Genomic DNA, 14,927 nt, shown 5'->3' on the forward strand with positions numbered 1-14,927 from the left:
GAAGGCACTGATGTGAACGCCCTGAACTTGGCGGTGGAGGTTCCTGAGAACCCCCTTGTCCCGCCGATTCCAGAGCTGGTCATCGGCCTGATCGCTTTCTTCATCGTCTTCGGCTTCCTCGCCAAGAAGCTCCTCCCGAACATCAACAAGGTTCTGGACGAGCGCCGGGCGCAGATCGAAGGCCGTATCGAGGATGCCGAGGCGACGCAGGCCGAGGCGCAGCAGGTTCTCGCGGACTACCGAGCCCAGCTCGCAGACGCCCGCCACGAGGCCGCGCGTCTGCGCCAGGAGGCGCAGGAGCAGGGCGCGACGCTCATCGCCGAGATGCGCGCCGAGGGCCAGCGGCAGCGTGAGGAGATCATCGCTGCCGGCCACGCCCAGATCGAGGCGGACCGCAAGACGGCCGCCCAGTCGCTGCGCCAGGACGTGGGCAAGCTCGCCACCGAACTGGCCGGCAAGCTCGTCGGCGAGTCCCTTGAGGACCACGCCCGGCAGAGCCGGACCATCGACCGCTTCCTCGACGACCTCGAGACCAAGGCGGCGTCGGACGCGACGAAGGCTGAGGCCGGCCGATGAATGGAGCGAGCCGCGAGGCACTCGCCTCCGCACGCGAGCAGTTCAACGCGCTGACGGACAACACCTCCGTCGACGCGGCGAAGCTCGCTGAGGAGCTGGCTGCCGTCACCGCTCTGCTCGACCGCGAGGTGTCGTTGCGTCGGGTCCTCACCGACCCGGCGCAGCCCGGCGAGGCGCGGGCCGAGCTGGCCCGGCGGCTGCTCGGCGGCCAGGTCGGCGAGGCGACGCTCGACGTGGTGACCGGGATGGTCCGGGCCCGCTGGTCGCGCTCGCGCGACCTGCCGGACGCGATCGAGGAGCTGGCCTACAGCGCCGACCTCGTCGCGGCCCAGCGGGCCGACCGGCTGGACGACGTCGAGGACGAGCTGTTCCGGTTCGGCCGGATCATCGCGTCCAGCGGCGATCTCCGCCGTGCGCTGACGGACCGGAGCGCGACGGTGTCCGCCAAGACGGAGCTGTTGCACACGCTGCTGGGCGGCCGGGCCAACCCGGTCACCGAGCGGCTGGTGATCCGTCTTGTCGCACAGCCGCGGGGCCGTAGCCTGGAGGCAGGGCTCGAAGCCCTCTCCAAGCTGGCGGCGGCCCGCCGGGACCGCATGGTCGCGGTGGTCACCTCCGCGGTGCCGCTCAGCGACGGGCAGCGGCAGCGCCTCGGCGCCGCACTGGCCACGCTGTACGGCCGGCAGATCCACCTGAACCTCGACGTGGACCCTGAGGTCCTCGGCGGTGTCCAGGTCCGGATCGGCGACGAGGTCATCAACGGGACCATCGCGGACCGCCTCGACGGGGTAGCCCGTCGGATGGCCGGCTGACCCAGCCACCAACTCAAGAGCTGCACACCCGGCGGCCGACCGCCGGACCCGCCGGACCCACAGGTCCGGCCGCGGTCCAGACGACGCCCCGGAGAACAGCACAAGCATGACGGCGGCCCGAGTTGGGCCGTAAGCGGAAACCCCAGGGGGACGAGCCCCCTGGACCCCCGCACGTAACTTCGGGCCCAACAAGGAGAGCAGGGAACCCAGATGGCGGAGCTCACGATCCGGCCGGAGGAGATCCGGGACGCGCTGGAGAACTTCGTCCAGGCGTACAAGCCGGACGCGGCCTCGCGCGAAGAGGTCGGCACGGTCAGCGATGCCGGTGACGGCATCGCGCACGTCGAGGGCCTGCCCTCGACGATGGCGAACGAACTGCTGAAGTTCGAGGACGGCACGCTCGGTCTCGCGCTGAACCTGGAAGAGCGCGAGATCGGTGCGGTCATCCTCGGTGAGTTCAGCGGTATCGAGCAGGGCCAGCCGGTGCAGCGCACCGGTGAGGTGCTCTCGGTCGCCGTGGGCGAGGGCTACCTCGGCCGCGTCGTCGACCCGCTGGGCAACCCGATCGACGGCCTCGGCGAGATCGAGACCGAGGGCCGCCGCGCCCTGGAGCTGCAGGCCCCGGGCGTCATGGTCCGTAAGTCGGTGCACGAGCCGATGGAGACCGGCTACAAGGCCGTCGACTCCATGGTGCCGATCGGCCGCGGCCAGCGTCAGCTGATCATTGGTGACCGCCAGACCGGCAAGACCGCCCTGGCCGTCGACACGATCATCAACCAGCGCGACAACTGGCGCTCGGGCGACCCGAAGAAGCAGGTCCGCTGCATCTACGTCGCCATCGGCCAGAAGGGCTCCACCATCGCGTCCGTGCGCGGCGCGCTGGAGGAGGCCGGTGCCCTGGAGTACACCACCATCGTCGCCGCCCCGGCGTCCGACCCGGCGGGCTTCAAGTACCTCGCGCCCTACACCGGCTCGGCCATCGGCCAGCACTGGATGTACCAGGGCAAGCACGTCCTGATCATCTTCGACGACCTCTCGAAGCAGGCCGACGCCTACCGCGCCGTGTCCCTGCTGCTGCGCCGCCCGCCGGGCCGTGAGGCGTACCCGGGCGACGTCTTCTACCTGCACTCGCGTCTGCTGGAGCGCTGCGCCAAGCTCTCCGACGACATGGGCGCCGGCTCGATGACCGGTCTGCCGATCGTCGAGACCAAGGCCAACGACGTCTCGGCGTTCATCCCGACCAACGTCATCTCCATCACCGACGGCCAGTGCTTCCTGGAGTCGGACCTGTTCAACGCCAACCAGCGTCCGGCGCTGAACGTCGGTATCTCGGTCTCCCGCGTCGGTGGCTCGGCCCAGCACAAGGCCATGCGCCAGGTGTCCGGTCGCCTCCGCGTGGACCTCGCCCAGTACCGCGAGCTGGAGGCGTTCGCCGCCTTCGGTTCCGACCTGGACGCGGCCTCCAAGGCCCAGCTGGGCCGTGGTCAGCGCATGACCGAGCTCCTCAAGCAGGACCAGTACTCCCCGATGGCCACCGAGGACCAGGTCGTCTCCATCTGGGCCGGCACCAACGGCAAGATGGACGACGTCCCGGTCGGGGACGTCCGCCGCTTCGAGCGCGAGCTCCTCGACCACCTCCGCCGGGAGAAGAAGGACCTGCTGACCAGCATCCGCGAGGGCGCCAAGATGTCCGATGACACCATCGGTGCGATCTCGGACGCCGTCGACGCCTTCAAGCGGCAGTTCGAAACCTCGGACGGCAAGCTGCTCGGCGAGGACACCCCCGCCACCGGCAAGTGACGACGGAAGGGACCTGATCCATGGGAGCCTCGCTCCGGGTCTATAAGCGTCGCATCCGCTCCGTCTCCGCGACCAAGAAGATCACTAGGGCGATGGAGATGATCGCCGCCTCGCGCGTCGTCAAGGCGCAGCGCCAGGTGGCGGCATCGACGCCGTACGCGAGTGAGCTGACCCGCGCGGTGACTGCGGTTGCCACGGGTTCGACCACTCAGCACCCGCTGACGACCGAGGCGGAGAAGCCGACCCGGGCCGCGCTGCTGCTCATCACGAGCGACCGCGGTCTGGCCGGTGCCTACTCCTCCAACGTCATCAAGGCCGCGGACCAGCTCACCGAGCGGCTCAAGGCCGAGGGCAAGGAGGTCGACGCCTACATCGTCGGCCGCAAGGGTGTGTCCTACTACAGCTTCCGCGAGCGCAAGGTCGTGGAGTCGTGGACGGGCTTCACCGACAACCCGACCTACGCCGATGCGAAGAAGATCGCCGCGCCGCTGATCGAGGCCGTCCAGAAGGGCGCCTCCGAGGGCGGGGCCGACGAACTCCACATCGTCTACACCGAGTTCATCTCGATGATGACGCAGAACGCGCTGGACGACCGTCTGCTGCCGCTGTCCCTGAAGAGGGAGTCGGCGGACGCGTCCGAGGAGAAGTCCACGGGCGAGATCCTGCCGCTGTTCGACTTCGAGCCGTCGGCAGAGGACGTCCTCGACGCCCTGCTGCCGCGGTATGTGGAGTCGCGGATCTACAACGCGCTGCTGCAGGCCGCCGCCTCCAAGCACGCCGCCACCCGGCGTGCGATGAAGTCGGCGACCGACAATGCGGAAGAGCTCATCAAGTCGCTCTCGCGGCTTGCGAACGCGGCCCGCCAGGCCGAAATCACCCAGGAAATCAGCGAGATCGTCGGTGGCAGTGCCGCACTGGCCGACGCGACCGCGGGGAGTGACTGACAACTATGACCACCACTGTTGAGACGGCCGTTGCCACGGGCCGCGTCGCCCGGGTGATCGGCCCGGTCGTCGACGTGGAGTTCCCCGTCGACGCGATGCCGGACATCTACAACGCGCTGACCGTCGAGGTCGCGGACCCGGCCGAGGCCGGCGCCACGAAGACCCTGACCCTCGAAGTCGCCCAGCACCTGGGCGAGGGCCTGGTCCGTGCGATCTCCATGCAGCCCACCGACGGTCTGGTCCGCCAGGCCCCCGTCACCAACACCGGCAACGGCATCACCGTTCCGGTCGGTGACATCACCAAGGGCAAGGTGTTCAACACCCTTGGTGAGATCCTGAACAAGCCGGAGGCCGAGTCCGAGGTCACCGAGCGCTGGGCGATCCACCGCAAGGCGCCGTCCTTCGACCAGCTCGAGTCGAAGACCGAGATGTTCGAGACCGGCGTCAAGGTCATCGACCTGCTGACCCCGTACGTCAAGGGCGGCAAGATCGGTCTGTTCGGTGGTGCCGGTGTCGGCAAGACCGTTCTGATCCAGGAAATGATCTACCGCGTGGCCAACAACCACGACGGTGTGTCGGTGTTCGCCGGTGTCGGCGAGCGCACCCGTGAGGGCAACGACCTCATCGAGGAGATGACCGACTCCGGCGTCATCGACAAGACCGCGCTGGTCTTCGGTCAGATGGACGAGCCGCCGGGCACCCGTCTGCGCGTCGCGCTGGCCGGCCTCACCATGGCCGAGTACTTCCGTGACGTCCAGAAGCAGGACGTGCTGTTCTTCATCGACAACATCTTCCGCTTCACGCAGGCCGGTTCCGAGGTCTCGACCCTGCTCGGCCGTATGCCCTCCGCGGTGGGTTACCAGCCGAACCTGGCCGACGAGATGGGTCTCCTCCAGGAGCGCATCACCTCGACCCGTGGTCACTCGATCACCTCGATGCAGGCGATCTACGTCCCCGCGGACGACCTGACCGACCCGGCGCCGGCGACCACCTTCGCCCACCTGGACGCGACCACCGTTCTCTCGCGTCCGATCTCGGAGAAGGGCATCTACCCGGCGGTCGACCCGCTGGACTCGACGTCCCGGATCCTGGACCCGCGCTACATCTCGCAGGACCACTACGACTGCGCCTCGCGCGTGAAGTCGATCCTGCAGAAGTACAAGGACCTCCAGGACATCATCTCGATTCTGGGTATGGACGAGCTCAGCGAGGAGGACCGGCTCACGGTCTACCGCGCCCGCCGGATCGAGCGCTTCCTGTCGCAGAACACCCACGTGGCGAAGCAGTTCACCGGTGTGGACGGTTCGGACGTGCCGTTGGACGAGTCGATCGCGGCCTTCAACGCGATCGCCGACGGCGAGTACGACCACTTCCCGGAGCAGGCGTTCTTCATGTGCGGTGGTCTTGAGGACCTCAAGAAGAACGCCAAGGAGCTTGGCGTCTCCTGACCCGTGCTCCCGGACCGGGGGCGGCCCTGGCCGTCCCCGGCCCGTACGACCACTAGTATTTGACCCAACATCTGCCACACCAGGCAGGTGGAGACCCGAGGAGCCATCGTGGCTGAGCTGCACGTCGAGTTGGTCGCCGCGGACCGGCAGGTCTGGTCCGGCGAGGCCAGCCTGGTCGTCGCGCGCACCTCGTCGGGCGACATCGGCGTCATGCCCGGACACCAGCCGCTGCTCGGCGTGCTGCAGTCGGGCCCGGTGACGATTCGCACGACCGGCGAGGGCGGGGACGGCACCGTCGTCGCCGCGGTGCACGGCGGCTTCATCTCGTTCGCCGACAACAAGCTGTCTCTGCTGGCGGAGATCGCCGAACTGTCGGACGAGATCGATGTCCAGCGTGCGGAGCGGGCTCTGGAGCGAGCGAAGTCGGATGCTGACGCAGCCGCCGAGCGCCGCGCCGACGTCCGGCTGCGCGCGGTGGCGGGCGCTCACTGAGCTCCGTCACCGACGAGATCGATCCTCAGCCGCGGGCTGCCCGGACTTCCGGAGCGGCCCGCGGCTGAGGCAATGCAGGTGCGTTTCCCTGCCCCGGACCCAGTCCGGGGGTATCCCACCGAGGCGAGGAGGTCGGTCTAGATGGTCCTCGCTCTGCTTGTGAGCGGCGCGGTCGTGCTGCTGGTGCTGGTGGGGCTGTTCGTCTTCGGACTGAGGCGACGGCTCATCCAGCGGTCCGGCGGCACCTTCGACTGCAGCCTGCGCTGGAACGTGCCGGAGAACGAGCCCAGCGGCAAGGGCTGGATCTACGGCGTGGCGCGGTACAACGGTGACCGGATCGAGTGGTTCCGGGTCTTCTCGTACGCACCCCGGCCCCGTCGCCTGCTGGAGCGCTCCGCCATTGAGGTACTGGAGCGCCGTACCCCCCAGGGCGAAGAGGAACTCGCGCTGCTCTCCGACTCCATCGTGCTGGCCTGCTCGCACAACGGCATCCGGGTGGAACTCGCGATGAGCGAGGACGCCCTGACGGGCTTCCTGGCATGGCTGGAGGCGGCACCGCCCGGCCAGCGGGTGAACGTGGCCTGACGCGTCCGGGGGCCTGGGCCCCTCCACGGGAATACTTCCCCGCCCCCGACCCGTTGTGGCCCCGCAGGGGGCCTGGGCGCCCCCTACGGGATCCGTTCGGGTGCCCCCTAGGGCGCCTCCACCCCCAACTCCTGGGCCAGTACGGCCGCTTGCAGCCGGCTGCGCAGTTCCAGTTTGGCCAGGAGCCGGCTGACGTGGGTCTTCACGGTGGCCTCCGCCATGGCCAGCCGGACCGCGATATCGGCGTTCGACAGCCCCTCGCCCAGACACCCCAGCACCTCCCGCTCCCGCGGCGTCAGCGCGTCCAGTACCGCGGGGTCCGGGGCCTCGCGGTCGCGCGCCGGCCGGGTCGCCGTCCGCGGCCGGGCGAACTCGGCGATCAGCCGACGGGTCACCGCCGGGGCGATCAGGCCCTCACCGGCGGCCACCGTGCGGACCGCGCCGAGCAGCGTCGCCGCGTCGCTGTCCTTGAGCAGAAAGCCCGCGGCCCCCGCGCGCAGCGCACCGAAGACGTACTCGTCCAGGTCGAAGGTGGTCAGCACCAGGACGTCGGCCAGCCCCTCCGCGGTGATCCGGCGGGTGGCCGAGACGCCGTCCAGCCGGGGCATCTGGATGTCCATCAGGACGAGGTCCGGGCGCAGGGCGCGGGCCATGGCGACGGCCTCCTCGCCGTCCACCGCCTCCGCGACGACCTCGATGTCGGGTACGGAGCCCAGGATGAGGACCAGCCCGGCCCGTACGGCTGACTGGTCCTCGGCGACCAGGACCCGGACGGGTCGTTCGGCGGTGCCGGTCATCGTTGTTCTTCCTTTCCGCTGGCGGGCAGCGCTGCCCTGACCAGCCAGACGCTTCCGTCCGGCCCGGGTTCCGGGCCGGCGTCGAACTCCCCGCCCAACAGGGCGATCCGCTCCCGCATGCCGACCAGGCCGGCCCCGGAACCGGGCGCGCGGGGGCCCGGCCGGTCGCCGTAGGGACTGCGGACGGTGACGGTGAGCGCCCCGTCGGACTCGTCGGCGAGCCGCACCCGGACGTGGCCGGGTACGGCGTGCTTGAGCGCGTTGGTCAGCGACTCCTGGACGATCCGGTACGCGGCCAACTCGACCGGTGCGGGCGGCTTCCGGGCACCCGGCCCGGTCGGCGGCCGGGCGTCGTCCAGGACGAACGTCAGGCCGCTGGCGGCGCCGTTGGTACGGGCCTGTGCGACCAGGGCCTCCAGTCCGTCGAGGGTGGGGGTGGCCACCGGTTCCTCCTCCCCGGTGGCCTTGTGGTCCCGCAACAGCCCGATGAGGCGGCGCATTTCGGCCAGGCCCTGGACGCTGTTCTCGCGGATCACGCCGAGCGCGGCGCGGGTCGCGGTGGGGTCGTCTAGGGTCTGCGCGGCGGTGGCGTGGATGGCGATCGCGGACAGGTGGTTGGCGACCAGGTCGTGCAGTTCCCTGGCCATCCGGGCGCGTTCGCCGGCCACCGCCTGGTCGCGGTCCATCTCGGCCAGCAGCGCGGTCTGTTCGGCCCGCAGCCGGGCGGCCTGCGCGGCGTCCCGGTGGTTGCGGATGATCAGGCCGGTCCAGGCCGGGGCGACCGTGACCAGTGCGATGCCGATGCCGATCATCAGCACCTGAGGGTTGTGCCAGGTCGCCGCCGTGACGGCCGTGGCCAGCACCGACACCAGCTCCGAGCCGAGCGGGATCCGGCGGGCCGCGGCCGGTGGGCCGTACAGCACCGCGGCGTAGACCACGTCCGTGAACATCAGGAGCGTGGTGATCAGGGTGCCGGTGCAGAAGTCGAGGACCAGTGCCGGCACGGCCAGGGCCAGCGCGACCATCGGTGCGGTGCGGCGCAGCAGCACGGCCCCGGCCATGACGGTGAGCGCGAGCAGGTTCAGCGAGGCGGGCAGGCCGAGGAGCGGCGGCCCGCCGTGCAGGTGCAGCGCCCGCAACAGCACCCCGGCGGCCAGTCCGCCGCCCGCGATGAGCACGTCGTGGCGGTGCGGGCGTCCGGGCACGACGAGCACGTCGTGGCGGTGCGCGCGTCCGGGCGCGGCGAGGGCTCTGGCAATCACCCCTCCATCAAACACGGCGACGCTGCGGTCCGCCGTCACCCCGCGGACCAGGCCGCCTACATCGAAAGGTGCAGTGCCGGATCGTCGCCGCCGACGACGTTGTGGGAGCCGGCGGCTGGGAGACTGGGGAGTCCGCTCCGCTCGGTGGGAGCCCCGCAGCAGTCCGGGGCGCGGGGCGGCGGGAGAGGAGAGCAACCGTGGTCGTCACGCTGATCATCGCCTGCGAGGTCGGCTTCTGGGTGCTGCTCGCCGCGGGCCTGGCGCTGCGCTATCTGGCGCGGATGCCGAAGACCGGGGCGGCGGTGCTGCTGCTGGAACCGCTGCTGGAGCTGGCGCTGTTGATCGTCACCGCGGTCGACCTGAAGAACGGCGCCACCGCGGACTGGAAGCACGGCCTGGCCGCCCTCTACATCGGCTACACCGTCGCCTACGGCCACTACACGATCAAGTGGGTGGACGTACGCGTCGCGCACCGCTTCGCCGGCGGCCCGGCCCCGATCAAGCGCTACGGCCGGGACCACCTCAAGCACGAGGCGAAGCTGTGGCTGCGCACGGTGCTGATGGCCGCGGTGGCGGCCGCACTGCTACAGGGCGCGATCTGGTACGTCGGCGACGGCGACATCTCGTCGCTGCGCGGCTGGCAGGCGGCGGGCCTGCGCGTCGTGTCGATCCACGGCGTGATCATGCTGACGTATCTCATCTGGCCGAAGAAGGCCCCCAAGGACCGGGCCGTGCCGGAGGAGGCGCCGGCCCGGCCCCGGGAGGAGAGCCTCCACTGAGGCCGGGCGGGATCTCAGCGCTCGCCGCCCGGCACCCACAGCACGTCCCCGACCTCCTTGTTGGCCGTCCGGGCCAGGATGAACAGCAGGTCGGAGAGTCGGTTGAGGTAGGTGGCGGTGAGCGGGTTCATGGTCTCGCCGTGCTCCTCCATGGCCGCCCAGGTGGAGCGCTCGGCCCGGCGGACGACCGTGCACGCCTGGTGGAGCAGGGCGGCGCCGGGGGTGCCGCCGGGGAGGATGAAGCTGCGGAGCTTCTCCAGCTTTTCCAGGAAGCGGTCGCAGTCCGCCTCCAGCTTGTCGATGTAGGACTGCTCGACGCGCAGCGGCGGGAACTCGGGGTTCTCCACCACGGGGGTGGACAGGTCGGCGCCCACGTCGAAGAGGTCGTTCTGCACCCGCAGCAGTACCGCGGCGATCTCCTCCGACAGCGACCCGAGCGCCAGCGCCACGCCGATCGCCGCATTGGCCTCGTTGGCGTCCGCGTACGCCGCGATGCGGGTGTCGGTCTTGGCGGTCCGGCTCATGTCGCCGAGCGCGGTGGTGCCCTTGTCTCCGGTACGGGTGTAGATGCGGGTCAGATTCACCATACGAGTGAGACTACGCCGCGGCCCGGGGGACGGCTCGGGGCGGCGGGGCCGCCGACGGCGTCGCGGGGCCCGGTTCGCCGTCGTCCCCTCACTCGCGTCCGTGCGGGCACCGTGCGGCTCTTCCCGAGGCTGCGCCAGAGCCGCCGAACGAGGTGCCGAACGGGGCGTAGTAACGAGGCGCGGTACGGGGCGCGTTGGCGCCGCCGAGCGGACAGGGCCTCAACTACGCCGTGTGGAGGGCCGGCTGACGGCCTCCCGGGCGTGCGCCGGACCGCTGGGGATGTGATGTCCGTCATGACGGGAGGCGCCATGGCCCGTCGGGCCGCGCGGAGAGGCGGCGGTCGGGTGAGGGGAGGGAGTGACGCGCATCTCTTCACCGCCAATCGATCGCCGGTGACCGCTAACGTCACTCAGGACCGTCAAATGCACAGGGTGTGAGGGGACAGCAGTGGCAAAGAAGCTTGCCGTCATCGGCGCCGGACTGATGGGTTCCGGTATCGCGCAGGTCTCGGCCCAGGCCGGTTGGGACGTCGTCCTCCGCGATGTCACGGACGAGGCGCTGGCCCGCGGCAAGGGCGGCATCGCCGCCTCCTTCGAGAAGTTCGTCGCGAAGGGCAAGCTGGAGGCGGGCGCCGCCGAGCAGGCGCTGGCCCGCATCACCACCACCACCGATCTGGACGCGGTCGCCGACGCGGACATCGTCGTGGAGGCGGTCTTCGAGAAGATCGAGGTCAAGCGGGAGATCTTCCAGGCGCTGGACAAGCTTGCCAAGGAGGACGCGGTGCTGGCCTCCAACACCTCGGCTATCCCGATCACCAAGATCGCCTCGGCCACCTCGCGGCCCGAGCGGGTGGTCGGCACGCACTTCTTCTCGCCGGTGCCGATGATGCAGCTGTGCGAGCTGGTGCGCGGCTACAAGACCAGTGACGAAACCCTCGCCGCCGCACGGGAGTTCGCCGAGTCGGTCGGCAAGACCTGCGTCGTGGTCAACCGCGACGTGGCCGGCTTCGTCACCACCCGGCTGATCTCGGCGCTGGTCGTCGAGGCCGCCAAGCTCTACGAGTCCGGCGTGGCCAGCGCCGAGGACATCGACATCGCCTGCAAGCTGGGCTTCGGCCACGCGATGGGGCCGCTGGCCACCGCCGACCTGACCGGCGTCGACATCCTGCTGCACGCCACCGAGAACATCTACACCGAGTCCCAGGACGAGAAGTTCGCCCCGCCGGAGATCATGCGGCGCATGGTGGACGCCGGCGACATCGGCCGCAAGAGCGGACAGGGTTTCTACGCGCACTGATGGCGCGTCAGCCCAGCACTCCGACGGGATCACCCGTCGGAGTGATTTCGGTATCGGTTCGCTTACAGACGGCAACTTCGCCGTATGAGAGGCAGTCAGATCGGTAGACGACAATGCACCACAACCCATGACATCGGGGAGCGCATATGCACATCAGGGGCGACCACGCCGAGCTGGTCGTCGGGGGCCGCCTCGACGTTCGCAGCGCGGCGGACGCCCGCACGGCGCTGCACGCCGCCGTGGACTCCGGCCGGGGTGATCTGGTGCTGGACCTGACCGAACTGGATTCGTGGGATGCCACCGGCCTCGGCGTGATCATGGGCGCGCACCGCCGGGCCGGCCGCAACAACCGCCGGCTGGTGCTGCGGGGGGTGCCGCCGCAGATGCAGCGGCTCCTGGTCGCCACCCGGCTCCACCGCATCCTCGCGATCGAGGGCGGGATCGAGACGGAGTCGCTTCCCCGGGTGTGAGCAGGGTCTCCTGTGGGCGCGAGGAGCGGGGGCGGCGGCCGTGGCCGTCGCCCCGGAGGGAAGACCGGGATCCGGGACAATCGATGGAAACGCGGCGAACCGCGCGTTTCCCCTGATCTGGTGTCGTTCCCGTCAAGGTGCCACCCCGGCCGTGCCCCGTGCCGGAGATCGGTCTATGGTTCGGTTGCCCGCCGTGTGCCATCATCCGCGGCGGGGCACCGGACCAGACGCGACGGCTGAGGAGATCCGCCGGAGCCGGGGGAGTGCGGACGGCCGGAAGCACCGACGGCACGCACATCTGGGAGCTTGCAGCATGGACCCGAACACCCACCCGGGGCCCGAGGAGTACGGCGAGCAGGCCGGCACGGCCGGTCCGCCGGCGTCCGACGCCGCCGGCCGGCAGGGCGGATCCGGCGGGCTCGCCCGCGTCGTCCGCCTGGTCTCCGGCAACTACCTCGTCACCGTCAACCCGGTCGACGGCTGTGAGATACAGCCCTGCCCGCCCGGCGAGCGGCCCGCCGTGCCGGAGAAGCTCGACCCCCAGGACCGTGCCGCCGCGGCCCGCGCGGCCCAGCCGCCGGTGCCGTCCGGGCCGGTCTCCTTCGCCGGCCACGACATCCCCCTCGAAGAGCGCGACGAGGACATCGCCCGGCTGGTGCGGCTGCTCACCCGCGGCCGCTCGGTGCGCGTGAGCGGCCCCGCAGGTTCGGGCCGCACCCGGCTGCTGGACGCGGTCGCCGGCCGCGTCGGCGACCTCGCCCCGGACGGCGTGGTCCGGCTCTCCGGCTACCACCGCAGCGTCACCGACGTCCTCTACGCCCTGTTCGCGGCGGTCTACCGGGCCCCGCAGCACCGCCCGGAGCGGCCCGAGCTGCTGCGCCTGCTCGGCGGCATCGGCGCGGTCGTCGTCCTGGACGACCTGGAGCTCGGCGGTGCCGCGCTCGACGAACTGCTGGAGGCCACCCCGGAGTGCGCCTTCCTCTTCGCCGCCACCCCCGACGTGCCCGCCCCCAGCGCCGACGCACATGTCGAAGAGGTCTTCGTCGGCGGGATCAGCCGGGACGCCGGCATGCGGCTGCTGGAGCGCGCCGTGGACCGCCAGCTCACCGCGGACGAGACCGCCTGGGCCGCCGACCTCTGGTTCGAGTCCGAGGGGCTGCCGCTGCGGTTCGTCCAGGCCGCCGCCCTGCTCCGGCAGCGCGACAAGGCACGGACCGCGCCCGGCGCCCTCGACGACGGCTACGGACTCTTCCCCGAGGACGGCACCGCCGACCCGGTGGACCCCGAGCAGCGCACCGATGTGCCGCTGCCGGCCCTCGGCGAGGCCGTCGCCCCCGCCCCGCTGCTCGCCCAGCGGCTCGGCGCCGCCGCCCAGGAGACCCTCCGCTTCGCGGTCGCCCTCGGCGGCGAGCTGCCGCACCAGGCGCACCTGCCGGCCCTGGCCCAGGACACCCACGCCGACGCCGCCCTCGGCGAGCTGCTCGGCTGCGGCCTGATCAGCCCGGCCGGCGGCCACTACCGCCTGGCCGCGACCGTCCTGGACCAGCTGACCGCCGCCGGCTACGCCGAGGACGCCGCCGCCCGCGCGCACACCGCCGCCCAGCACTACGCCTGGTGGGCCGGGCACCCCTCGGTCACCCCCGAGCGGGCCGCCGCCGAGTCCGACGCGGTGCTGGCCGCCATGGGCGTGCTGACCGGCAGCCGGGAGAGCGGCCACCCGGCCGCCGCGGTGCTGCTGGCCCGCACCGCCGCGCCCGCGTTCGCCGCGGCGCTGCACTGGAGCGCCTGGGAGCGCAGCCTGCGGCACGGCCAGGAGGCCGCCCGACTGGCCGGCGAGGTCGCCGAGGAGGCGTACTTCCACCACGACCTGGGCGTGCTCGCGCTGTGCAGCGGCAACGTCGACCGGGCGCGCGCCGAGCTGGAGGCGTCCATCGGGCTGCGCGGGGTGCTCTCCGACCGCGACGGCGCGATCGCCGGGCGGCGGGCCCTCGCCCTGGTCATCGACCGGTCGCGGGCCGCCGCTGCGGACGCGCCGACGACCCTGATGGCCTCCGTCGACCCGGCGGCCGCGGCCTCCGCTGCCGCCGCGACGGACACCCCGGACGGGCCGCAGGCGCACGAGACGGCCGCCGGCCCGGCCGGTGCCGCGACGCCCGACGCCGTGTCCACCGCCAAGCTGCACGCCGTCGCCCGCCCCGAGGGGCCGGCCACCACGGCCACCGACCGGACCGCCGGGGCCGCCACGGTCGGCCGGCCGTCGGGGGGACCCGCGTCCTCGCCCGGCGCGACCACCGCCGCCGTCCCGGCCGTGAAGGGCGCGCACGCCGCGAAGTCCGGGACGGCCGGCCAGGCCGCGGCGACCGGCGCCGGGGGCCTGGGGCGCGGTATCCGCCGCACCAGCCGCCGCAACCTCATCGCCGCGGGCGCCGGCGTGTTGGTGGCCGCCGGGCTCGGCACCGTCCTCACCCTCGGCATGACCTCCGACAACTCCGGCCCGCACGACGACAAGGTCACCACCAGGCAGTCCCCGGCCACCGGTGATGCGCAGGACCCGGCCCAGCTGCCCGGCACCGGTTCCGGCCTGCCGCCCACCGGGTCCGGCACCACCCGGCCCGGCGCTCCCGGCACGCCCGGCCACCGGGGCACCACCGCGCCGTCCGCGCCGGGCACCACCGGTGCGCCCAGCGGCCCGGGCACCCCGACCGGCGGCCCGACCTCCAGCCCCACCGACCCGACCGGCGGCCCCACGTCGTCCAGCGGCCGCCCGACCCACCGTCCCACCCACACCCCGACCGGCACCCCCACCGACCCCACGCCGACCCAGAAGCCGACCGGCACCCCGACCGACCCCACGCCGACCCAGAAGCCCACGGACACCCCGACCGGCCAGCCGCCGACCACGTCCGGCGGCTCCTCGGGCGGCAGCCCGTCCGGCAGCCATTCCGCGGTGGCGCCGTCCACCACGGGGAACGGCGGCGACACCACCGCGCCGTCGTCGGGCCAGGCGTCATCCGGCCAGTCGGCATCAGGCCAGGGCACCCCGACCGGCTGACACCCCCGGTGCCCCGCAGGCACCAC

14 protein-coding genes are annotated in these 14,927 nt (G+C 71.9%); 11 read left to right on the plus strand and 3 right to left on the minus strand.

Annotation, left to right across the window (positions count from 1 at the left end; all coding sequences use genetic code 11):
- The first annotated feature begins 12 nt into the window (after positions 1 to 12).
- The 7 genes from JNO44_RS28720 to JNO44_RS28750 all read left to right on the plus strand — a co-directional run bounded on the left by JNO44_RS28720 (position 13) and on the right by JNO44_RS28750 (position 6,657).
- Complete coding sequence (locus JNO44_RS28720) at positions 13 to 576, plus strand: F0F1 ATP synthase subunit B (protein ID WP_205366671.1); 564 nt, start codon at positions 13 to 15, stop codon at positions 574 to 576.
- Positions 573 to 1,388: a F0F1 ATP synthase subunit delta gene (locus tag JNO44_RS28725; RefSeq protein ID WP_205366672.1), complete on the plus strand. Its 816-nt coding sequence runs from the start codon at positions 573 to 575 to the stop codon at positions 1,386 to 1,388. The genes JNO44_RS28720 and JNO44_RS28725 overlap by 4 nt, the downstream gene beginning before the upstream one ends.
- Positions 1,389 to 1,598: 210 nt before the next feature.
- Positions 1,599 to 3,188, plus strand: a complete 1,590-nt coding sequence (gene atpA, locus JNO44_RS28730; protein WP_205366673.1) for a F0F1 ATP synthase subunit alpha — start codon at positions 1,599 to 1,601, stop codon at positions 3,186 to 3,188.
- A 20-nt stretch (positions 3,189 to 3,208) separates the two neighbouring features.
- Positions 3,209 to 4,132, plus strand: coding sequence for a F0F1 ATP synthase subunit gamma (locus JNO44_RS28735; protein WP_205366674.1), 924 nt, complete (start codon positions 3,209 to 3,211; stop codon positions 4,130 to 4,132).
- 5 nt (positions 4,133 to 4,137) lie between these two features.
- Complete coding sequence (atpD, locus tag JNO44_RS28740) at positions 4,138 to 5,580, plus strand: F0F1 ATP synthase subunit beta (RefSeq protein ID WP_205366675.1); 1,443 nt, start codon at positions 4,138 to 4,140, stop codon at positions 5,578 to 5,580.
- 108 nt (positions 5,581 to 5,688) lie between these two features.
- Positions 5,689 to 6,072 carry a F0F1 ATP synthase subunit epsilon gene (locus tag JNO44_RS28745; protein ID WP_205366676.1) on the plus strand — a complete coding sequence of 128 codons (384 nt, stop codon included), beginning with the start codon at positions 5,689 to 5,691 and terminating at the stop codon, positions 6,070 to 6,072.
- Positions 6,073 to 6,213: 141 nt separating this feature from the next.
- Positions 6,214 to 6,657: a DUF2550 domain-containing protein gene (locus JNO44_RS28750; RefSeq protein WP_039632758.1), complete on the plus strand. Its 444-nt coding sequence runs from the start codon at positions 6,214 to 6,216 to the stop codon at positions 6,655 to 6,657.
- Between the two features lie 107 nt (positions 6,658 to 6,764).
- On the opposite strand, the gene JNO44_RS28755 is transcribed toward JNO44_RS28750, so the two are convergent.
- Positions 6,765 to 7,454: a response regulator gene (locus JNO44_RS28755; RefSeq protein ID WP_205366677.1), complete on the minus strand. Its 690-nt coding sequence runs from the start codon at positions 7,452 to 7,454 to the stop codon at positions 6,765 to 6,767.
- Positions 7,451 to 8,713, minus strand: coding sequence for a sensor histidine kinase (locus JNO44_RS28760; protein WP_420882760.1), 1,263 nt, complete (start codon positions 8,711 to 8,713; stop codon positions 7,451 to 7,453). The genes JNO44_RS28755 and JNO44_RS28760 overlap by 4 nt, the downstream gene beginning before the upstream one ends.
- A 200-nt stretch (positions 8,714 to 8,913) precedes the next feature.
- Between JNO44_RS28760 and JNO44_RS28765 the strand changes: the two genes are divergently transcribed.
- On the plus strand, positions 8,914 to 9,495 hold the full coding sequence (locus tag JNO44_RS28765; protein WP_205366679.1) for a hypothetical protein: 582 nt from the start codon (positions 8,914 to 8,916) through the stop codon (positions 9,493 to 9,495).
- 14 nt (positions 9,496 to 9,509) lie between these two features.
- On the opposite strand, the gene JNO44_RS28770 is transcribed toward JNO44_RS28765, so the two are convergent.
- Positions 9,510 to 10,082 (minus strand): cob(I)yrinic acid a,c-diamide adenosyltransferase, encoded by a 573-nt coding sequence (locus tag JNO44_RS28770; protein ID WP_205366680.1) that lies wholly within the window; start codon positions 10,080 to 10,082, stop codon positions 9,510 to 9,512.
- A gap of 448 nt (positions 10,083 to 10,530) precedes the next feature.
- Between JNO44_RS28770 and JNO44_RS28775 the strand changes: the two genes are divergently transcribed.
- From JNO44_RS28775 to JNO44_RS28785, 3 genes are all read left to right on the plus strand, one after another.
- The gene (locus JNO44_RS28775) at positions 10,531 to 11,379 is read left to right on the plus strand and encodes a 3-hydroxyacyl-CoA dehydrogenase family protein (protein WP_039632751.1); all 849 of its coding nucleotides are present in this window, start codon (positions 10,531 to 10,533) and stop codon (positions 11,377 to 11,379) included.
- Positions 11,380 to 11,525: 146 nt separating this feature from the next.
- The gene (locus JNO44_RS28780; protein WP_205366681.1) at positions 11,526 to 11,849 is read left to right on the plus strand and encodes an STAS domain-containing protein; all 324 of its coding nucleotides are present in this window, start codon (positions 11,526 to 11,528) and stop codon (positions 11,847 to 11,849) included.
- Between the two features lie 313 nt (positions 11,850 to 12,162).
- Positions 12,163 to 14,901: a P-loop NTPase family protein gene (locus tag JNO44_RS28785; protein WP_205366682.1), complete on the plus strand. Its 2,739-nt coding sequence runs from the start codon at positions 12,163 to 12,165 to the stop codon at positions 14,899 to 14,901.
- Positions 14,902 to 14,927: the final 26 nt, after the last annotated feature.

Source organism: Streptomyces noursei, from assembly GCF_016917755.1.
GTDB lineage: Bacteria > Actinomycetota > Actinomycetes > Streptomycetales > Streptomycetaceae > Streptomyces > Streptomyces yunnanensis.